20 protein-coding genes are annotated in these 17,943 nt (G+C 63.5%); 10 read left to right on the top strand and 10 right to left on the bottom strand.

Annotated elements, in window-relative coordinates:
• Nucleotides 1–264 precede the first annotated feature (264 nt).
• Nucleotides 265–957, top strand: coding sequence for a hypothetical protein (locus BMY25_RS08160; protein WP_143061911.1), 693 nt, complete (start codon nucleotides 265–267; stop codon nucleotides 955–957).
• Here BMY25_RS08160 and BMY25_RS08155 read toward each other — a convergent pair.
• The 5 genes from BMY25_RS08155 to BMY25_RS08135 form a co-directional block, all read right to left on the bottom strand.
• Nucleotides 911–1,327: a very short patch repair endonuclease gene (locus BMY25_RS08155; RefSeq protein ID WP_092496129.1), complete on the bottom strand. Its 417-nt coding sequence runs from the start codon at nucleotides 1,325–1,327 to the stop codon at nucleotides 911–913. The two genes, BMY25_RS08160 and BMY25_RS08155, sit on opposite strands and share 47 nt — an antisense overlap.
• Before the next feature lie 19 nt (nucleotides 1,328–1,346).
• Nucleotides 1,347–2,081 (bottom strand): GIY-YIG nuclease family protein, encoded by a 735-nt coding sequence (locus BMY25_RS08150; protein WP_092496128.1) that lies wholly within the window; start codon nucleotides 2,079–2,081, stop codon nucleotides 1,347–1,349.
• Nucleotides 2,082–2,939: a hypothetical protein gene (locus tag BMY25_RS08145; protein WP_092496127.1), complete on the bottom strand. Its 858-nt coding sequence runs from the start codon at nucleotides 2,937–2,939 to the stop codon at nucleotides 2,082–2,084.
• Entirely contained in the window at nucleotides 2,936–4,102 is a 1,167-nt protein-coding gene (locus BMY25_RS08140) for a DNA cytosine methyltransferase (RefSeq protein ID WP_092496156.1), read from the bottom strand. The genes BMY25_RS08145 and BMY25_RS08140 overlap by 4 nt, the downstream gene beginning before the upstream one ends.
• A gap of 509 nt (nucleotides 4,103–4,611) precedes the next feature.
• Nucleotides 4,612–5,172: a DsbA family protein gene (locus BMY25_RS08135; RefSeq protein WP_092496126.1), complete on the bottom strand. Its 561-nt coding sequence runs from the start codon at nucleotides 5,170–5,172 to the stop codon at nucleotides 4,612–4,614.
• 137 nt (nucleotides 5,173–5,309) lie between these two features.
• On the opposite strand from BMY25_RS08135, the gene BMY25_RS08130 reads away from it, so the two are divergent.
• Together BMY25_RS08130 and BMY25_RS08125 are read left to right on the top strand one after the other, a co-directional pair.
• Nucleotides 5,310–5,891: a YqaA family protein gene (locus tag BMY25_RS08130; RefSeq protein ID WP_092496125.1), complete on the top strand. Its 582-nt coding sequence runs from the start codon at nucleotides 5,310–5,312 to the stop codon at nucleotides 5,889–5,891.
• Between the two features lie 16 nt (nucleotides 5,892–5,907).
• Entirely contained in the window at nucleotides 5,908–6,429 is a 522-nt protein-coding gene (locus tag BMY25_RS08125; RefSeq protein WP_092496155.1) for a disulfide bond formation protein B, read from the top strand.
• 52 nt (nucleotides 6,430–6,481) lie between these two features.
• Here the strand turns inward: BMY25_RS08125 and BMY25_RS08120 are convergent, their stop codons facing one another.
• The 4 genes from BMY25_RS08120 to ispG form a co-directional block, all read right to left on the bottom strand.
• Nucleotides 6,482–7,039, bottom strand: coding sequence for an HNH endonuclease (locus tag BMY25_RS08120; RefSeq protein ID WP_092496124.1), 558 nt, complete (start codon nucleotides 7,037–7,039; stop codon nucleotides 6,482–6,484).
• A 130-nt stretch (nucleotides 7,040–7,169) separates the two neighbouring features.
• Nucleotides 7,170–7,817: an alpha/beta hydrolase gene (locus tag BMY25_RS08115; RefSeq protein WP_092496123.1), complete on the bottom strand. Its 648-nt coding sequence runs from the start codon at nucleotides 7,815–7,817 to the stop codon at nucleotides 7,170–7,172.
• A complete protein-coding gene (locus tag BMY25_RS08110; RefSeq protein ID WP_092496122.1) occupies nucleotides 7,814–8,455 on the bottom strand; it encodes a DNA-3-methyladenine glycosylase family protein in 642 nt (213 codons plus the stop codon). The genes BMY25_RS08115 and BMY25_RS08110 overlap by 4 nt, the downstream gene beginning before the upstream one ends.
• 14 nt (nucleotides 8,456–8,469) lie before the next feature.
• On the bottom strand, nucleotides 8,470–9,744 hold the full coding sequence (ispG, locus tag BMY25_RS08105) for a flavodoxin-dependent (E)-4-hydroxy-3-methylbut-2-enyl-diphosphate synthase (RefSeq protein WP_092496154.1): 1,275 nt from the start codon (nucleotides 9,742–9,744) through the stop codon (nucleotides 8,470–8,472).
• Between the two features lie 186 nt (nucleotides 9,745–9,930).
• Here ispG and BMY25_RS08100 point away from each other — a divergent pair, with 186 nt between their 5' ends.
• The 7 genes from BMY25_RS08100 (at nucleotide 9,931) to BMY25_RS08070 (ending at nucleotide 16,762) form a co-directional block, all read left to right on the top strand.
• Complete coding sequence (locus tag BMY25_RS08100; protein ID WP_238858218.1) at nucleotides 9,931–11,091, top strand: patatin-like phospholipase family protein; 1,161 nt, start codon at nucleotides 9,931–9,933, stop codon at nucleotides 11,089–11,091.
• A gap of 139 nt (nucleotides 11,092–11,230) precedes the next feature.
• Nucleotides 11,231–11,695 (top strand): MarR family winged helix-turn-helix transcriptional regulator, encoded by a 465-nt coding sequence (locus tag BMY25_RS08095; RefSeq protein ID WP_092496120.1) that lies wholly within the window; start codon nucleotides 11,231–11,233, stop codon nucleotides 11,693–11,695.
• The gene (locus tag BMY25_RS08090) at nucleotides 11,692–13,776 is read left to right on the top strand and encodes an FUSC family protein (RefSeq protein ID WP_177176779.1); all 2,085 of its coding nucleotides are present in this window, start codon (nucleotides 11,692–11,694) and stop codon (nucleotides 13,774–13,776) included. Before BMY25_RS08095 ends, BMY25_RS08090 begins: the two co-directional genes overlap by 4 nt.
• On the top strand, nucleotides 13,773–14,015 hold the full coding sequence (locus BMY25_RS08085) for a DUF1656 domain-containing protein (protein ID WP_092496118.1): 243 nt from the start codon (nucleotides 13,773–13,775) through the stop codon (nucleotides 14,013–14,015). The genes BMY25_RS08090 and BMY25_RS08085 overlap by 4 nt, the downstream gene beginning before the upstream one ends.
• The gene (locus BMY25_RS08080) at nucleotides 14,012–14,920 is read left to right on the top strand and encodes an efflux RND transporter periplasmic adaptor subunit (protein WP_092496117.1); all 909 of its coding nucleotides are present in this window, start codon (nucleotides 14,012–14,014) and stop codon (nucleotides 14,918–14,920) included. The genes BMY25_RS08085 and BMY25_RS08080 overlap by 4 nt, the downstream gene beginning before the upstream one ends.
• A 99-nt stretch (nucleotides 14,921–15,019) precedes the next feature.
• A complete protein-coding gene (gene ypfJ, locus BMY25_RS08075; RefSeq protein WP_092496116.1) occupies nucleotides 15,020–15,934 on the top strand; it encodes a KPN_02809 family neutral zinc metallopeptidase in 915 nt (304 codons plus the stop codon).
• Between the two features lie 36 nt (nucleotides 15,935–15,970).
• Nucleotides 15,971–16,762, top strand: coding sequence for a DUF2937 family protein (locus BMY25_RS08070; protein ID WP_092496115.1), 792 nt, complete (start codon nucleotides 15,971–15,973; stop codon nucleotides 16,760–16,762).
• On the opposite strand, the gene carA is transcribed toward BMY25_RS08070, so the two are convergent.
• Complete coding sequence (carA, locus tag BMY25_RS08065) at nucleotides 16,683–17,897, bottom strand: glutamine-hydrolyzing carbamoyl-phosphate synthase small subunit (protein ID WP_092496114.1); 1,215 nt, start codon at nucleotides 17,895–17,897, stop codon at nucleotides 16,683–16,685. The genes BMY25_RS08070 and carA overlap by 80 nt on opposite strands.
• Nucleotides 17,898–17,943 lie beyond the last annotated feature (46 nt).

The following is a 17,943-nucleotide window of genomic DNA, read 5'->3' as shown; positions in this document are numbered from 1 at the left end:
TCGAGCTGATGAAACGCTCAGGAGACGGTGCGACAGCCTGAGCAGCACCCCCGGAAATCCTCCAGCCGGGCGGTCCAAACTCGGGGAGCACGTCATTCAAGGGCCGGACTCTAACGCCGCGTGGAGGATATTCTTAGGGGCAGGTCACAACGTCACTTGCCAGCGGGCAACCGGGGATGACCTCTTCGGTTGAAGGCTGCGTGAGACCAACAAGCTCCGATTACACCTTCTATGCTTGGATTCAAAGTTTAAGGTGGCTAGCCGATGAGACAAATCCCAGACTACGGCGACGACAGAAATAAGGGATACTGCGTGCACTGCGGTAGCGGTGCCGACGAAAGCCGGGATCACGTTCCTTCGAAAGTCTTCCTCGACGAACCGCTTCCCGAAAATGTAGCGGTCGCGTCCTCATGCCGTGAATGCAATCATGGGTTCTCCCTCGATGAGCAGTACATGGCCTGCTTGCTGGAATGCGTGATGGTGGGTTTCGTCGATCCTGACCGGATCGAACGGTCGAAGATCTCGCGAACACTCAGAAACGATGCGAAGCTCGCGGCAACCTTGGCAAGCACGCGGCAGGATAAGGACGGTCGTGTCGTTTGGGATGCCGATATGAACCGTATCAAGCGTGTGGTGATCAAGCACGCCCGCTGCCATATGGCGTATGAACTGAACGAGCCCCAGATCGATGAACCCGAATTCGTTTTGATCAAGCCTCTGGAGCTTATGTCGGCAGACGAGCGCAGACTTTTCGAACAAGACGAACCAGCGTTCGACTTGTGGCCAGAGGTGGGAAGTAGAGCGCTGAACCGGTTGTTAATCGCCGGCCCGGACGTCTTCTCCGAAGGCTGGCTGGTCGTCCAGCAAGGCAGGTATCGTTATCGGGTGACGCAGCACGATGGTAATCGCGTCAGAATGGTGTTCCGCGACTATCTGGGTTGTGAGGTGGCTTGGTAGAAAGAAATCTTTCGAGACACTCCGTGAGCCGCTCGCGGTCTCTCGCTTTGGTTTCGCATTCCCAGATGATCAGCACCTGCCACCCGGCCTTTTGCAGCGCTCCGAAATTGCGCTGATCGCGCTCAACATTGCAGTTAATCTTGGCTTTCCAATACTCCGAGTTTGCCTTCGGTTGTCTTGCATCCCGGGCGCAGTCGTGACCGTGCCAGAAACATCCGTTAACGAGCACAATTTTGCGCGGACCGGGAAACACCAAGTCTGGATTGCCCGGCAAGTCCCTGCGATGTAACCGGTACCGGTAGCCCAGCCCATGTACCAGCCGGCGCACGACCATTTCGGGCACCGTGTCCTTCGACTTGACCGCCCTCATTACCGCGCTACGCTGAGGATCAGTCGTTTTCGCCTTCGTCACCGTTCTCTGCCTCGACAGACGCGGCACCGCCCAAGGCCACGTAGCGACGTTCCGCAAGCCACTGCAGGCGTTTCGCCTGCGTCAACAGAACCCGACGTAGGCCGCCCTGAACCTTACGTTCGGATATCACCTGCGCTAGGCGCGAGATGATTAGGCTGCGGCGGGCAATCCGGAAATCGGGATGGCTCCTGATATTAGCGACCTCATCTGAAACGACGCGCAACTTGAAAGAAGGCGGAATCTCAATCGACACGGTCGGTACAGGCGGGTCCTTTTCGTTGAGGATCGCTTTAAACTGGCTACCTGCGATCGCCTTGCCGAAAACAGCATGCTCCAGGGCATTTAGATGCGCCCGCGCAGCTGCCCGGTCTGCGGTGCTATTAATGTCCTGAAACTGTGGGAGGGGGAATACCTCAATTTCATAGACCTCGAACGGGTCGAGGACGGACATAGCCACCGCATCGGTCCGCTGGTTGGTAAGGTGACGGCGGATGCGGGTGCGGAGCATCTCGTTGGTCTGCCCTACATAGATGGGCTCACCGTCGTAATCGTAGAAGATGTAAACGCCCCACCTGAAATTGCCGACGCGGCGCTTCCCGCCTGTGATGGCGTCATCAAATTCGCTGTCAAGGAAGGTGACTAGGTTACGGCGAAGGTCCTCGGTCTCGAATGGTGGGATATTGATATTGTCCGGTTTCTTCTCCGCCGCCATTCAGCCCCTCCGGATTGGAGTCATCTCCGATTCGACTTGGACTATATCTGCACGAGTTACGGTAGTCTTCCGCCAGGTTTCGGAACCGGTGAGCTGAATTTCGAAATCCACGAAGTTGACCTCGTCGTCCCGGCCGCCGAAGCAGGTGTGGAAAGCCTGCAGCAGCGTGACGTCGGCGAGTTGCTGCGCGATGGCCTTCGTTACAGCACCAGCTGGCACTATAGCGGGGAACATGTAGACGCACGGTGGCGGAACGCGGAAAGGACCGAGGTCGGTGAGCCTGGGTCCGTCCTCCCCCATGATCTTTGGGCACGGCCGGCCAACGGTACCGCACACCATGTCCCATATGATCACACCATCGACTTGCTGGTCGCGTGCGATCATTTCGGCCGACAGCCGGGTGTGGATACCAGACCACGCATTGCGCCGAGGATCGCCGGCAGCATTAGTCATAATGCTCCAGATGATGAACTCGTCCGCAGAGCCAGGGCGTTCGAATAGAGTGACGTTGTTCCCATCCATACCGCCTGTAAGGGCGATCACTGCGTTGCGGCCATGCGTCAAGCGGACCCAATAGTCACTGCGCTCGGCTGCCTCGCTGAGATCCCAACCCTCGATCAGGCCAGAGTCCTCCATGTGGTTGAGAACATGCTGCACGAACTCCCGCTTCGGCCGCATAGTCGCCGAGTACTGCCCTCGAATACGCTCAACCGCACCCCGAAACAGCCCGGAATTGTAGAACTCCTTTTCGTCGAGCCCATGTTTGCCAAGAAGATGAGCTTGGGTCTTGAGGACCTCTGCGAACTTCTCGATCTGGTCGCGTAGGCCAGCGTTCTGCTCACAGGGAATGACACTCATGCAGCAGCAGCATCCCGGGCCTTTTGGCGCTTGAGAAGGGGCTCGATCAAGTGATGGGCTAGATGCCTCACGACGGGTACAGCGACGCCATCGCCAGTAAGGTGGTAGGCCTCGTTGTAGTTCTTCGGAAGCACGTACTCTTCATCGAGCCCCATAAGGCGTGCGGTCTCGCGGGAAGAGATGAGGCGCGAGCGAATGCGATTGCCGTCGACCACAACGATAACCTGACGCGACGAGCCGCCGGCAGGGGTGCGAAGGCAGCCTGCTAGATCATCGAAGCGCACTTCGGCGCGCTGGTGCTTTATGCCGTTTTCGATGCGCGTTCGCTTATACACGGCACCGACCATGCGACGTCCGGCGCGTTTGGCAGCCTCGACCTTCGCCAGGTTGATAGGCGACATCTGACCGAGTAGCTTCGTGGTCTCCGCAGCAGTGTGCCACTTTACGCTCTTTGGCTCTTCCTCAATAAGATCTGCAAAAACGGTGTTGCGATGCCGCGGCGTAGGCATGTTCCACCACAACCAATTCCCTTTAGCTTCGTCATTTATCCGTTCGTAGGCCGCCTGCAGACCGCGAGTGTGGAAAGGCTCGATCGGACCGGGGGAAACCATGGCGTCCTCGACTTCAACATCGTCACGGACACCAACAACAAACAGACGCGGACGCGAATGCGGCACGAACAGAGCGGCGTCGATCACCAGTGCGCCGTATCTATAGCCGTTCTCAGAGAAGGTCTGGCATATTGCCTCGAAATCCTTGCCGCTGTGGCTAGTTAATGTGCCGGTGACGTTCTCAAGCGCGACCACGCGCGGAGCACGACCCTCAGCGATTAGAAGCTTCACGATGTCCCAGAACGGGTAGAAGGTGCCGGAGCGCTCGCCCCGAAGACCAGCGCCGCCGCCAGCTAGTGATAAATCTTGGCACGGGAAGGATGCCCAGGCGAGATCAGCGATGCCCGGCAGCTCGCTTATCTCGACCGTACGGATGTCACCCACCTTGAGGACCGTCTGACCGTCCTTGTCCCAGTTGGACTGATATGCCGCGCCCTTTTTAAAATCGAAGTCATTCGAAAAAACGCACTTCCAGTCGCCGCCGAGACCGGCGCGGGCCATTCCTCCACCGGCGAAAAATTCGTAGAAGGTAGGCTTGGTGGTGTCCGTCATTTGGCCCTCAGCATCCATCAGCATACCCGACAGTCGTTTACGGTTCGTTCTCACTCTAGCATTGTTCACGTGAATTCATAGAGGAGACGGAAAGTCTTCGCACCGCAATGTTCGTCGCAGGCTTTCATAAGCGCACGAAAGGAACCGTGGCCGGAGAGGGCCGAAGATATGAGAATGTCCCACCCTTAGGCCGCCGATTACAGCCGGCGCTCCCTGCACCTATACTGCACCTAGCGCGAATCTCGACCTGCGGGGGCTTGAAATCCTGTCTTCGCAACTAGTTGATCTTATTAAAGTTTCGCACCATCGCAAAACCTGTGTGTGGTAGACAAACCACTTTTTGAGTCCGGCGCGTCTACCAATTCCACCACACCCGCACGGTGCAGCCCCCGCGTGCAGTGCGGCCGGGGCAGGACCGGGCTGCTATACGATACCTGCCGGTGGATTTCCAGATGATTGCCGCGGGTGCGCGTGTCGAGGCGCGAAGAACCTCCGCGCTTCGACGGAACTCAGTCCTTCAGCAGGCGCGCCGCCCAATCCGCAACCGCATCGCCGCTGCTCATGTCGGCCTGCACCAGCCCGTCGATCATGAAGGTGGGCGAAACGTGGATCCCGTTCTGGCGCGCATATTTGCAGTGCCATTTGATCTCGCGGTCGAGATCGGGAATGGCGAAGGCCTGGGCCAGCCGGACGCCGCTGTAATCTTCGATCCGGGCGATGATTTCGTTCGGTGTCGCGTCGCGATTCGGGCCGCCGAAATGGCGCTCGAACTCGAATTCCTCGCGGTGATCCGCCACCGCCTTCATCACCGCCTTTGCCGCTTGCCTGCCGCCTTCAAGCGTCGAGGCTGCCAGAATGCAGCGGACGATGACGCCGGAATAAAGGTGCCAGGGCTGCGACTGGAGGCGGATCTTGACGGTGACGCGATCCTCGCCGGCCTCGGCGAGCAGCTCGTCGAGCTTGCGGAAGGCCTTCACCGAGAAGGGACAGGTCGGTTCGATAAAAACCTCGAACACCCGGGGACCGCGACCCCAGACCAGCGGATCGGCCCGCCATGTCGTCTCACTCATTCGATCGTTCCTTTCGACAGCCGCCAGCGGCAGCCATTTTCGCTTCGGCAGCCCCGTGGCGTCGCTTCAATAACAAACGGTTCACTGGCCTTCAGCATCCGGACGCGGTAGGGCGAAATGCCTCAGGGAAGGATCCTATGCTTCGCCCCCTTTATGACTGGACCATGCGGCTTGCCTCCACGCGGAATGCGCCGGCGGTGCTGGCCGTTGTCTCGTTCGCGGAAAGCTCCGTCTTCCCGATCCCGCCGGATCCGCTGCTGGTGCCAATGGTGCTCGCCCGCCGCGACCGCGCGTGGTTCTTTGCCGCGATCTCCACGGTCGCGTCGGTTCTCGGCGGCATCGTGGGTTACGCGATCGGCGCGCTGCTCTTCGATACGCTCGGCGGATGGCTGATCCGGGTCTACGGCCTCGGCGACAGCATGGAAACGTTCCGCGCCGCCTACAACCAGTATGGCGCTCTGATCATCCTGCTCAAGGGCTTCACGCCGATCCCCTTCAAGCTGGTGACGATCGCGTCCGGTTTCGCCGGTTACGATCTGATCCCCTTCATCCTGCTGTCAGCCGTCACGCGGGGGGCGCGGTTCTTTCTGACGGCGGCGTTGCTCCGGGCCTACGGCGATTCGATTCGGATCTTCATCGAGAAGCGCCTCGGTCTTGTCACCGCAGGTTTCCTGATCGTCGTTGTCGGCGGACTGCTCGCCGTCAAGTTCCTGGCCTGAGGAGGTCGATTTGGTCGTGACTGTTGAAGGCTGGTGGGGGAAGCGCGAATCCCTCCGCGTCGCATCCCTGATCTTCGTCGTTGCGGCGGCGGCCATTCTTGGCGCGCTCGGCTTCCAGTATCTCGGCGGCTACGAGCCCTGCCACCTCTGCCTGATGCAGCGAACGCCGTTCTATCTGGAAGTGCCGGTCGCGCTGGTGGCGATCGTCGCCGCGTGGAAACGCGCGCCGCGCTGGGTGCTGGCGCCGCTCTTCATCGTGCTGGCGATCCTGGCGCTCTACAATACCGGGCTGGCGATCTTTCATTCCGGCGTGGAGTGGAAGTTCTGGCCGGGTCCGGCTTCCTGCTCTCCCAGCACAAGCGTCAAGAGTGCCGCCTCGGTGCTGGGTAGCCTGCAGGCCGGGATCCATGGCCCTAGCTGCGAGGATGCGGTCTGGCGCTTCGCCGGGCTGTCCTTCGCGGGGTGGAACGTGCTGATCTCGGCTTTTCTGGCCCTGCTCGGCATCTTCGGCGCAACGCGCGCGGCGAAGGGGGTCTGAGGCTCAGGCCGCCATTCGCCGGATCGGCTGGAAGATCTCCCCCGGCGAAAGCCTACGGCTCCAGTTCGGCATCCCAGTAGAGATAGTCGAGCCAGCTGTCGTGAAGGAAGTTCGGCGGGAAGAGGCGACCATTATTGTGGAGGTCGAAGACCGTCGGCTCGAAGGGCCGCTTTCTCGGCCACATGCCGATCTCGTCGCAGCTCTTGTTGCTCTTGCGAAGATTGCAGGGAGAGCAGGCGGTGACGACGTTGTCCCAGGTGGTCTGGCCGCCCTTGGATCGCGGCACCCAGTGATCGAAGGTGAGATCGTCGGTGGATCCGCAATATTGGCACTCGAAACGGTCGCGCAGAAAGACGTTGAAGCGGGTGAAGGCAGGATTGCGCGACGGTTTGATGTAGGTCTTCAGCGAAACGACGCTGGGCAATTTGATTTCGAAGCTCGGACTTCGGACAAGGAAGTCGTATTCCGAGACAATGTTGACCCTGTCCAGAAACACCGCCTTGATCGCGTCCTGCCAGGACCACAACGACAAGGGGTAGTAACTGAGCGGTCTGAAATCCGCATTCAGCACTAGAGCCGGATGCGCGTCGGGAGAGACGTGTATCGTCATACCGGTCTTCGTAGATCAGGGAATCGGGACTGATCCCCTTCCTGCTTACCGATAGTCTACAGCCCTCGTGACAGTGTTGTGAAGCCACTACTTTGCGGTTCACTTGGGAACGTTCTTCAAGCCCTTGCGATCATTCCGGCAACACGCGTTTCAGGAATTCGCCACCGATCGACAGCCCGTCGGGGGCGATGCTGTGAGCGATGCCGCGCGACACGTGCCACTCCACCGGCAGCCCCGCCGCGCCCAGCGCCTGCGCCGCCACCAGCAGGCTGCCGACAGGCACGACATTGTCTCCGTCGCCGTGGACGAGCAGCACCGGCGGCTTGCTGATCGACGGAAGCGCCAGCGACGCCGGGTCGGCGAGAAGCCCGGAATAGCCGACGATGCCGGCAAGCGTTTTCTTGCGCTGCGGACCGACATGCAGCGCCATCATCGTGCCCTGGCTGAAGCCGACCAGCGCGACGGCGCTCTCGTCCAGACCGTGGCGCTGCAATTCCGCATCAAGGAAGCCGTCCAGCGCCGGCCGGGCCGATTCCACGCCCCGCGCGAGGTCGTGCGGATCGCGGGAGGTAAGGCCGAACCATTGCCGACCGAGCGCGGATTGCTCGCAAGGGGCGGGCGCGTGCGGGGAGACGAAAGCGGTATCGGGCAGCATGCGCGACCATTCCCGGCCAAGCCCGATCAGGTCGTTTCCATCCGCGCCGTAGCCATGCAGGAAGACGACAAGGCTCTTCGCCTTTCCGCCGGAGGAAGGGGGCAGGCGCGGTCCGTCGATCATTGCAGGAATTCCGATTTCAAGTTCTTGCGCACCCGGTAATAGGCCCAGAAGAGCCGCGCCGCGACCCCGCGCCAGGGCGACCAGAGCGCCGCCATCTCGCGCAGCGCCTTTTCGGAAGGCCGTGCTTCCAGACCGAACGCGTCGCGGACCGCTTCCTGCAAGGCGAGATCGCCGGCGGGGAAGATGTCGGGATGGCCGGCGCTGAAGAGGAGATAGACCTCGGCCGTCCAGGGGCCGATGCCCTTGAGCGCGGTCATCGCGGCGATGGCTTCCTGCGCCGGCACCAGATGCAGCGCGTCGAGGTCGAGGTGCTCGGTGAGGGCGGTGGCGATCCCGGTCAGCGTGCGGATCTTGGCGGCCGAAAGTCCGGCCGTCTGCAAGGTCTCGACTGGCGTGGCGAGGTACTGAGCGGGCGTGAAGGGCTCGACCGCCGCTCGGAAGCGCGTCCAGATCGCGTCGGCCGCCGCATCCGAGATCTGCTGGCCCATGATCGTGCGGGCGAGGCCTTCGAAGCCGCCGGCGCGTCGCCGCAGCGGCACGCTTCCCGCGACGCCGAGAACGGCGGCGAGGCGGGGATCAAGCTCCGCCAGCGCCGCGACGGCTTCCGCGATATCCGCTTCCGTATCGATGCGGCGCATGGATCACATGAATGTCAGGCGGCGTCCGTCACCTGTCCGGCGGCGCCGAAGCGACGCTCGACATATTCCTCGACGATCTGCTTGAAATCCGCGGCAAGCGTCGGCCCGCGCAGCGTCATCGCCTTCTGTCCGTCGATGAAGACGGGGGCGGTCGGCGTCTCGCCGGTGCCGGGAAGGGAGATGCCGATATCGGCGTGTTTGGATTCACCCGGACCGTTGACGATGCAGCCCATGACCGCGACGTTCATCTCTTCCACGCCCGGATACATTTCCCGCCAGACCGGCATGCGCTCGGTCAGGTGGGACTGGATGTCCTTGGCAAGCTCCTGGAACAGTGTCGAGGTGGTTCGGCCGCAGCCGGGGCAGGCCGCGACGACCGGCAGGAACGCGCGGAAACCCATGGTCTGCAGGAGTTCCTGCGCGACCTTGACCTCAAGCGAGCGATCGCCGCCGGGCTCGGGCGTAAGCGAGATGCGGATCGTGTCGCCAAGTCCCTCCTGCAGCAGGATACCGAGCGCGGCGGAGGAGGCGACGATGCCCTTCGAGCCCATGCCGGCTTCCGTCAGGCCGAGATGCAGGGCGTAGTCGCAGCGCGAGGCCAGCATGCGGTAGACCGCGATCAGCTCCTGTACGTTGCTGACCTTGGCCGACAGGATGATGCGGTCGCGCGGCAGGCCGATTTCCTCGGCGCGCTGCGACGACATCAGCGCCGACTGGACCATCGCTTCCTTCATCACCGCCGACGCGGAGACGGGGTGGGCGGCGACCGAGTTTGCATCCATCAGGCTGGTCAGCAGCGCCTGGTCGAGCGAGCCCCAGTTGACGCCGATGCGGACGGCCTTGCCGTAGCGCGCGGCCGTCTCGATGATGGTGCCGAACTGACGGTCCTTCTTTTCCTTGAAGCCGACATTGCCCGGATTGATCCGGTACTTGTCGAGCGCCTCGGCACAATCGGGGAAATCGGTCAGCAGCTTGTGGCCGATATAGTGGAAGTCGCCGATCAGCGGGACGTCGATGCGCATGGCGCGAAGGCGGTCGCGAATATGCGGCACGGCGGCGGCCGCTTCGTCGCGGTCGACGGTGATGCGCACGAGCTCGGAGCCGGCGCGCGCCAGCGAGGCAACCTGCCGGACGGTCGATTCGATATCCGCGGTGTCGGTATTCGTCATGGACTGCACGACGACCGGTGCGCTGCCGCCAACGACCACGCCGCCGACATCGACGGGAACCGAACGGCGCCGCGGCAGCGGCATGGCGGGGATTATCTGATCCCGGTTTGCCTGATCCATGATGAGAGACCTCTTTCTGAGGAACAGGTGACGAAGGGAAGCGCGGAAGTCAACGCGCTCGATCCGCGCGCCATAGCGCAAGATCGTGATCATAGGATGACTGCCCGCGCATCGATAGTCTGGTCCTCTGCCTTTCGCAGGCGGTATAGACGCTGCGAACGGTATGGCGGGTGCGGGGAGGGGCCGGTGAGCGAGCGGGACGCAGAAGACCGGGCAGGCGCGGCGAGCCCGATCAACCTGGCCTTGCAGGGCGGGGGCGCCCATGGCGCCTTCACCTGGGGCGTGCTCGACCGGCTGCTGGAGGAGGATCGCTTCTCGATCGAGGGAATTTCGGGTTGCAGCGCGGGGGCGATGAACGCCGTCTGCCTCGCCGACGGATTCGCGCGCGGCGGCGCGGACGGGGCTCGCGAAACGCTGCACGACTTCTGGCGGGCGATGGGTCAGCACTGGTGGTCGAGCCCCGTGCCGCGGACCATGTGGGACCGGTTGACCGGCAGCTGGTCGCTGGAGAACTCGCCGGCCTTCCTGCTCTTCGACGTCGCCTCGCGCTTCTATTCGCCCTACGACCTCAATCCGCTGAACATCAACCCGCTGCTGGAAACGATCCGCGAGCAGATCGATTTCGACCGGGTGCGCGCGTCCGGGATCAAGGTCTTCATCTCGGCGACCAATGTCATCGACGGCAGCGTCAAGGTCTTCTCCGGGCCGGAACTCTCGGCGGAAGCGGTGATGGCGTCGGCCTGCCTGCCGCATGTCTTCCAGGCCGTGGAGATCGACGGCGTGCCCTATTGGGACGGCGGCTACATGGGCAATCCGTCGCTGTTTCCGCTGTTCTACGAGACTGTCACCGAAGACATCCTGCTGGTGCAGATCAATCCCGTGGAGCGGCGGGAAGTGCCGCGCTCGGCGCGCGAGATCCTGAACCGGCTGGACGAGATTACCTTCAACGCCTCGCTCATGAGTGAACTCAGGAGCATCGACTTCGTGTCTCGGCTGGTCGACGAGGGGAAGCTCGACCGGCGCGAATACAAGCGGATCCGGCTTCATGCGGTGGCCGCCGACGCGGCGCTGAACTCGTTGTCGACCACCTCCAAGTACAACACGGAATGGGACTTCCTCACCCATCTCCGCGATCTCGGCCGCGCGGCGGCGACCGACTGGCTGGAAAGCGGGGCCGATGCCGTGGGCCTGCGCCCGGGCATCGACCTCTCGGCGCGGCTCGCCCCGGGAGGGACCGGGCGGGGCGCGCCGGAGGGGCAAATGGCGCCGCATCTGCGCGAGACGCTCTCCCGCGTGCGCACGGAAAGCGGCTGGCGGCGCAACGAGGGACGCGATCCCGAAAGCTGAGGCGCATTCGCGTTTCAGCTTTCGCGTTTCAGGCGGTGCCCGGCCCATGCTTTGCTCGCGGCAATTGTGCGACGTTCTGGCATGGGAGCCATCGCGCGACAGGCTTGCTAACTTATATTTCTGATCCTAACTATGTGCCATGCAAACAGATGTCGTCCAGCTGCGGGCCGAGTTCATCCGGTCGATGCATCGGCTGCCGCGCCTTTACCGGCGTGAGGTGGACCGGATTCTTCGTCGCTACGAGCTGTCGGAAGCCTCCGCCGTTCCCGTCGTCCTGATCGGGCGCATGGGGGACGGGATGCGACAGGGCGCGCTTGCGGAGGAGATGGACATCGAAGCCTCCACGCTGGTGCGGCTGCTTGACCAGCTCTGCTCCAGTGGCCTGATCGAGCGCCACGAGGATCCCGCCGACCGCCGCGCCAAGACCCTGCATCTGACGGAAGAGGGTCAGCGGCTTGCCGTGCGGGTCGATGCTGTTCTGATGGATCTCAGGAAAAAGCTGATGGGCTCGGTATCGCCGGCGGATCTGGAAGCCACGCTCCGCGTTTTCGGAGCCATGGAGGGTTCGCTGGCGGAATGCCAGCAGGAGGACATTCTTCCATGAGGGCGCCGACGCTTCCCGAGATCATCTTCTCGGTAAAGGCTTTCGTTTCGGCCATGCTGGCGCTTTACATCGCGCTCAGCCTTGGGCTGGAACGGCCTTATTGGGCGATGCTCAGCGTTTACGTGATCGCCAATCCGCTGACCGGGGCGACGCGATCCAAGGCCGTTTTCCGCCTTCTCGGAACCATCATCGGTGGCACTGCCGCCGTCGTGATGGTGCCGAACCTCGTCGATGCGCCGGTGCTGCTCTGTCTCGCCATGGCGCTGTGGGTTGGCGGTTGTCTCTATATTTCCCTGCTGGATCGCACCCCGCGCAGCTATATCGCGATGCTGGCGGCGTATACGGCGCCGATCATTGGCTTCGGCGTCGTTTCCAACCCGAGCTCGATATTCGACGTAGCGCTGGTTCGCGTCGAGGAAATTTCGCTGGCCGTCGTGTGCGCCACCCTCGTGAGCACGATCGTGCTGCCGCGTCCCTTGGGACCGGTGCTGATCGCCCGGCTTGACGGGTGGCTGCGCGACGCCGGGCAGTGGGCGATCGACATTCTCTCCTCCAGCCACGACGGCAACACGCTCTTCGACGAGCGGAGGCGGCTCGCCACCGATGCGGTGGATATGAACGGCTTTGCCGAACATCTCGTCTACGACACGTCCGGTCTCGACTGGGCGCTGCCGACGGTTCGCAACCTCCAGCGTCGCATGGCGCTGCTGCTGCCGCTGCTGCCATCCATCGCCGATCGCCTTGCCGCGCTGAAGCAGATGGGCGAGCCGCTTTCTCCCGGCGTCGCGCAGCTGCTGGAGGACATCAAGGCCTGGATGAGAAAGGGCCGGGATTACGAGAGCAGCGAGACCGACGCCTTGCTGGCGCATATCGCCGAGCTCACGCCCGCGCCCCGTGCCGATCTCACCTGGAACGAGATCCTGTTGTCGAACCTGCTCGCGCGGCTGGGTGAACTCGTCACGATCCGGCACGAATGCCGTGAACTGCAGCGCTTCATCGCGGCGGGAAAGCCGCTCGCGCGGCAGAAGGTCAGCGTCGAGCGGATCAGTCGCCAGCACCTGGTCCACCTCGATCCGGGCATGGCCATGTTCTCCGCGGCTGCCACGATCTTCATCTTTCTCGTATCCTGCGCTTTCTGGATTACGAGTGGCTGGAACGATGGCGCGACGGCGGCGGAAATGGCTGCGGTCGCCTGCTGCTTCTTCTCCACCCAGGACGATCCGGTGCCCGGCGTGCGTGCCTTCGCCATCGCTTCCGCCTGGACCGTGGTGATCGGCGGCATCTATGTCTATGCGGTATTGCCGCAGATCGATGGCTTCCCGATGCTGGTGCTCGTGCTGGCGCCGTTCTTCATCGTGGTCGGCTCGTTCGCTCCCAATCCGGCGCTGTTCATGACCGCCTTGCCGCTGCTGGCGAATACCTCGTCCTTCCTCGCGATTTCGACGACCTACAGCGCCAACTTCGCGACCTACATGAACAACGGATTCTCGCTTGTGGTCGGCATGGCCTTTGCGGCCGTGGCGCTGGGCATCATCCGGTCCGTCGGGGCGGAGTGGAGCGCGCGCCGGCTCCTGCGAGCGGGCTGGGGCGATATCGCGGAACTGGCCAGCGGCGTGAGAGCCTCGGATCGGCGCATCTTCACAGCGCGGATGCTGGATCGCCTCGGCCTGCTGGTGCCGCGCCTCGCCGCGGTCTCGCCGAGCGCCGACCTGACGGCGGCCACCGCGATCAGCGACGTCCGCGTCGGCCTCAACATCATGGATCTGCAGAAGGCGACGGGAGCACTGCCGTCAGGTGCCTCGGACCGGGTCCGGACGCTCCTGGACGAACTTGCGCACTTTTACGGTCACCGGGCATCCCGGCCGATGGCGCTGCTGCCGGACGGCGCGCTGCTGGAGGGCCTCGATCTGGCGCTTCGGGCGGTGGCGGAGGGAGCGACGACTTCGGCCGGGCAGGCGGGACTGCATGCGCTCGTGGGCCTGCGTCGGAGTCTCTTCGCGGATGCCCCTCCCTATGTGCCGCCGGAGCCGGCACCTCCCACCGTCAGCCTGCCTCCTCAGGAACTCAAGGCCGTAGCATGATTGCGGAACTCGATATTTACGGCGTGTTCATCCCGCCGCTCTTGCTGTTCGCCCTGATCGCCTACTTCCTGACCGTCCCCGTTCGCTGGGGATTGAGCAGGATCGGCTTCTATCGACTCGTCTGGCACCGGCCGCTCTTCGACCTTGCCATGTTCGTCATTCTTCTGGGCATCGTGGTCCTGCTTTCCGGCAGCACCACTCATCCCGTCGGTTCTCTTCTTCCCTGGATTTCATCATGAGACGTTTCTTCGGCTTTATCGGCCGCTTTGCCATGACCCTGATCGTAGTCGTGGCTGCCATCCTCGTGGGCTGGCAGCTCTGGGCCTATTACATGAAGGATCCCTGGACGCGTGACGGGCACGTGCGTGCCGATATCGTCAGCGTGGCTCCCGACGTGTCGGGGCTGGTGACCGAGGTTCTCGTTCGCGACAACCAGCCGGTGAAGGCAGGCGACGTGCTTTTCCGCATCGACCGCCAGCGCTTCGAACTCGCCCTGAAGCAGGCCCAGGCGGACATCGCCAGCAAGCAGGCGACGCTCGATCAGGACCAGCGGGACCTTAACCGGGTCAACCAGCTGAGCGAGGGCGTGGTGTCGCGCGAAACCAAGGAAAAGGCCGCCTCGCAGGTGGAAACGGACCAGGCTGCTCTCCAGCAGACCTTCGTCGCCCGCGACGTGGCCAAGCTGAACCTGGACCGCTCCGAAGTGAAGGCTCCCGTGGACGGGATCGTCACGAACTTCGAGCTGCGTCCCGGCAACTATGTCTCGACCGGCACCGGCGTGACCGCGCTCGTCGATACCGACAGCTTCCGCGTGGAAGGCTATTTCGAGGAAACCAAGTTGCCGCGCATCCATGTGGGTGACGCCGTTTCAGTGCATCTCATGGGGACGCGGGCCAAGCTGTCCGGCCATGTCGAGAGCATCGCAACCGGCATCGCCGAGCAGGATCGGACGCGCAGCACCGATCTCCTGGCCAATGTCAGCCCGACCTTCAGCTGGGTGCGCCTGGCCCAGCGCGTGCCCGTCCGCGTCAAGCTCGACAAGGTTCCCGAGGGGCTGAACCTCGTTTCCGGCCAGACCGCGTCCGTCTTCGTGCTGAAGGACGGCAAGGAGCCTTCGCTGATCGGGCTCCGTTCGGGCGCCTGATCGAGGCGCACGCTTCGATCGCTCGACCGATCCGGTCCCGCAAGGGAACGCTTTGCCGCGCAATGACTTTCCCGTGCGGCAAAGTTTGAGGAGAGCGGGATGCGTCTCGATGGGCAGCGGGAAAGCGACAACATCGAGGACCGGCGCGGATCGGGCGGCGGTCTAGGTGGCGGTTTGGGCGGGGGCGGAGGCCCTATGCTCATTCGTGGTGGTGGTGGTATCGGCGGCCTGATCATCATCGTGATCCTGGCGCTGGTCTTCCACGTCAATCCGCTGTCGCTTCTCTCCATGATGAATGGAGACGGTGGCTCCTCTCAGACCCAGACGCAGGGCCAGTCGCAGCAGGCCGGCTCCAACGCCGCCGGCGGCCAGAACGACCAGATGCGCCATTTCGTGGGCAAGGTCCTCGGCTCGACGGAGGACGTCTGGACGCAGACCTTCCAGCAGATGAACATGCAGTATCAGGCGCCGACGCTGGTGCTCTTCTCCGGCGCCACGCGCTCCGGCTGCGGCAACGCGACGGAAGCCTCAGGCCCGTTCTACTGCCCGAACGACCGCAAGGTTTACATCGATCTCGGCTTCTATGACGAACTGCGCCAGCGCTTCCACGCGCCGGGCGACTTCGCGGAAGCCTATGTGCTGGCCCACGAGGTCGGCCATCACGTGCAGAACCTGATCGGCATACTGCCCCGCGTCGATCGCGAGCGTGCCAATTCCAGCCAGGCGCAGAACAACGCCCTGTCCGTCCGCCTCGAACTTCAGGCCGACTGCTTCGCCGGTGTCTGGGCCGCCAAGACCAACCAGCAGGGACTGCTGGAGGCCGGCGATATCGACGAAGCGCTGAACGCCGCCAGCCAGATCGGCGACGACACGCTGCAGAAGCAGACGCAGGGCTACGCCGTGCCGGACAGCTTCACGCACGGCACCTCCGCGCAGCGCAAGAGCTGGTTCACGCGCGGCTTTCAGGGTGGCAACATCGATGCCTGCGACACGTTCGGCGCGCGCACGCTCTGAGCGGCGGTTCGCGCGGGCTGAGCCGGGGAGGCTGAAATGAAGTGGCTGCGCCGGCTTTTCATCCTGATCGTGGCGCTCCTCGGGGGGGCCGCGACCTCGCAACTCCCGGAAGTGGCGCAGCAATATCGTCAACGGCTCGGCGGCGCTCTCGACGAGATCCGCCAGATCGTGGTGGATCTCGATGCCGACGCCGCCAAGAACGGGCTAACGCGCGAGGAAGCGCTGCAAACCCTGTCGCGCTCGACCGAGAACTTCCTGATCGACCGCGCCTCCACGATGCGGATCACGATCGATCGATATCAGAACCTCCGGCGGCAGAAAGATGAGTTCGAGACGACGCAGCCGCTGCTGCGGCCGGTCATCGTCATGCAGCATCCCGACCGCCGCGTGGTTCAGGGCGTGCTGCGGGACTATGTGCCGGCGGTGCCGATGTCGGTAGCCGACGCGGTCTGGGCCGCGATCGGCTTTTTCGTCGTCGCTTTCGTGCTGTGGGGGATCTTCAGTATCCTCGCGCTGCTGTTTCCCGGCCGTCGACCGGTCCCGCCGATGGAGCCGCGCGATCGCAATCCCATGAGGCCGCAAGGCCCGCGAGGGACGACAGCGCCGCGAGGAACAGTCGCTGTGCGCGAAGGCGCGCCACCTCGCCGGGCGTGGCGCGACGCGCCGCCCCAGAATACCGGGCCGCAGCCGTCAGGCCAGGCGCGGCGTCAGGACGGAACGCTGCCGGAAATCGAGATCGGCTCGCGGGTCAGCGAGGACCGTGGGACAGACCGTGAGCCGCGGTCGCTTTCGCCTTCTCCTCGCGCATCAGGTCCACGAAACGCGTGAAGAGGTAGTGGCTGTCCTGCGGGCCCGGCGAGGCCTCGGGATGGTACTGCACGGAAAAGACCGGCTTGTCCTTGAGGCGCATGCCGGCGTTAGAGCCGTCGAACAGCGAGATATGCGTCTCTTCCGCGTTCGGCGGCAGGCTGTCGCGATCCACCGCGAAGCCGTGGTTCATGGAAACGATCTCCACCTTGCCGGTCGTGTTGTCCTTGACCGGGTGGTTCGCGCCATGATGTCCCTGGTGCATCTTGGTGGTCTTGCCGCCGACGGCGAGGCTTAGCATCTGGTGGCCGAGGCAGATGCCGAAGGTCGGCACGCCCTGGTCCACGATGTTGCGGATCGTCGGCACCGAATACTGACCGGTCGCCGCCGGATCGCCGGGGCCGTTCGACAGGAACAGGCCATCCGGATTGTGGGACATGATCTCTTCGGCCGTGGCGGTGGCCGGCAGGACGGTGATGCGGCAGCCTTCGCGGGCAAGCAGGCGCAGGATGTTGCGCTTGATGCCGAAATCCAGCGCGACGACGTGGAAGGGCGCGTCGCCCTGCACGCCGTAGCCCTCGCCATGCTTCCACGGCGTTTCCGACCAGGTGTAGCTTTGGCCCGTCGTGACACCCGGCACGAGGTCGAGCCCGTCCATGGAGGGGAGGGCGGCGGCTTCGGCCTTCAGCGCCTCCACGTCGAAATTGCCCTCGGGATCGTAGGCGATGAGACCGTTCGGCATGCCCAGGTCGCGGATGCGGTTGGTCAGCGCGCGCGTATCGACGCCGGCGATCCCCATGATGCCGCGCGCCTTCAGCCAGGCATCGAAGTGCCGGGTGGAGCGCCAGTTCGCGGGATCGCTGATGTCGGTCTTGATGACGCAGCCACGCACGCCCGACGCGGCGGCGCTGTTCACCGTCTCGACGTCGTCGTCGTTGGCGCCGACATTGCCGATATGGGGAAAGGTGAAGGTGACGATCTGTCCGGCATAGGAGGGATCGGTGAGGATCTCCTGATAGCCGGTCATCGCGGTGTTGAAGCAGACCTCGCCGGCCGCCTTGCCTTCCGCGCCCAGGCCCATGCCTTCGATCACCGTTCCGTCCGCGAGAACGAGGAGGGCGGTGGCTTTCGGTTCGGTCCAGTCCGGCGTCGTCATGGCGGCTCCCGCGTGTTCGTGCACCCGCGCGCTTGCACGGGGTCGC

Source organism: Faunimonas pinastri (assembly GCF_900110915.1).
Lineage (GTDB): Bacteria > Pseudomonadota > Alphaproteobacteria > Rhizobiales > Afifellaceae > Faunimonas > Faunimonas pinastri.
The sequence above is the reverse complement of the archived record's forward strand: the minus strand, read 5'-3'. Positions and strand labels throughout refer to the sequence as shown.

Coding starts and splice junctions, on each gene's coding strand:
- BMY25_RS08160 (WP_143061911.1), top strand. CDS start 265: ATGAGACAAATCCCAGACTACGGCGACGACAGAAATAAGGGATACTGC.
- BMY25_RS08155 (WP_092496129.1), bottom strand. CDS start 1,327: ATGAGGGCGGTCAAGTCGAAGGACACGGTGCCCGAAATGGTCGTGCGC.
- BMY25_RS08150 (WP_092496128.1), bottom strand. CDS start 2,081: ATGGCGGCGGAGAAGAAACCGGACAATATCAATATCCCACCATTCGAG.
- BMY25_RS08145 (WP_092496127.1), bottom strand. CDS start 2,939: ATGAGTGTCATTCCCTGTGAGCAGAACGCTGGCCTACGCGACCAGATC.
- BMY25_RS08140 (WP_092496156.1), bottom strand. CDS start 4,102: ATGACGGACACCACCAAGCCTACCTTCTACGAATTTTTCGCCGGTGGA.
- BMY25_RS08135 (WP_092496126.1), bottom strand. CDS start 5,172: ATGAGTGAGACGACATGGCGGGCCGATCCGCTGGTCTGGGGTCGCGGT.
- BMY25_RS08130 (WP_092496125.1), top strand. CDS start 5,310: ATGCTTCGCCCCCTTTATGACTGGACCATGCGGCTTGCCTCCACGCGG.
- BMY25_RS08120 (WP_092496124.1), bottom strand. CDS start 7,039: ATGACGATACACGTCTCTCCCGACGCGCATCCGGCTCTAGTGCTGAAT.
- BMY25_RS08115 (WP_092496123.1), bottom strand. CDS start 7,817: ATGATCGACGGACCGCGCCTGCCCCCTTCCTCCGGCGGAAAGGCGAAG.
- BMY25_RS08110 (WP_092496122.1), bottom strand. CDS start 8,455: ATGCGCCGCATCGATACGGAAGCGGATATCGCGGAAGCCGTCGCGGCG.
- ispG (WP_092496154.1), bottom strand. CDS start 9,744: ATGGATCAGGCAAACCGGGATCAGATAATCCCCGCCATGCCGCTGCCG.
- BMY25_RS08095 (WP_092496120.1), top strand. CDS start 11,231: ATGCAAACAGATGTCGTCCAGCTGCGGGCCGAGTTCATCCGGTCGATG.
- BMY25_RS08090 (WP_177176779.1), top strand. CDS start 11,692: ATGAGGGCGCCGACGCTTCCCGAGATCATCTTCTCGGTAAAGGCTTTC.
- BMY25_RS08085 (WP_092496118.1), top strand. CDS start 13,773: ATGATTGCGGAACTCGATATTTACGGCGTGTTCATCCCGCCGCTCTTG.
- BMY25_RS08080 (WP_092496117.1), top strand. CDS start 14,012: ATGAGACGTTTCTTCGGCTTTATCGGCCGCTTTGCCATGACCCTGATC.
- ypfJ (WP_092496116.1), top strand. CDS start 15,020: ATGCGTCTCGATGGGCAGCGGGAAAGCGACAACATCGAGGACCGGCGC.
- BMY25_RS08070 (WP_092496115.1), top strand. CDS start 15,971: ATGAAGTGGCTGCGCCGGCTTTTCATCCTGATCGTGGCGCTCCTCGGG.
- carA (WP_092496114.1), bottom strand. CDS start 17,897: ATGACGACGCCGGACTGGACCGAACCGAAAGCCACCGCCCTCCTCGTT.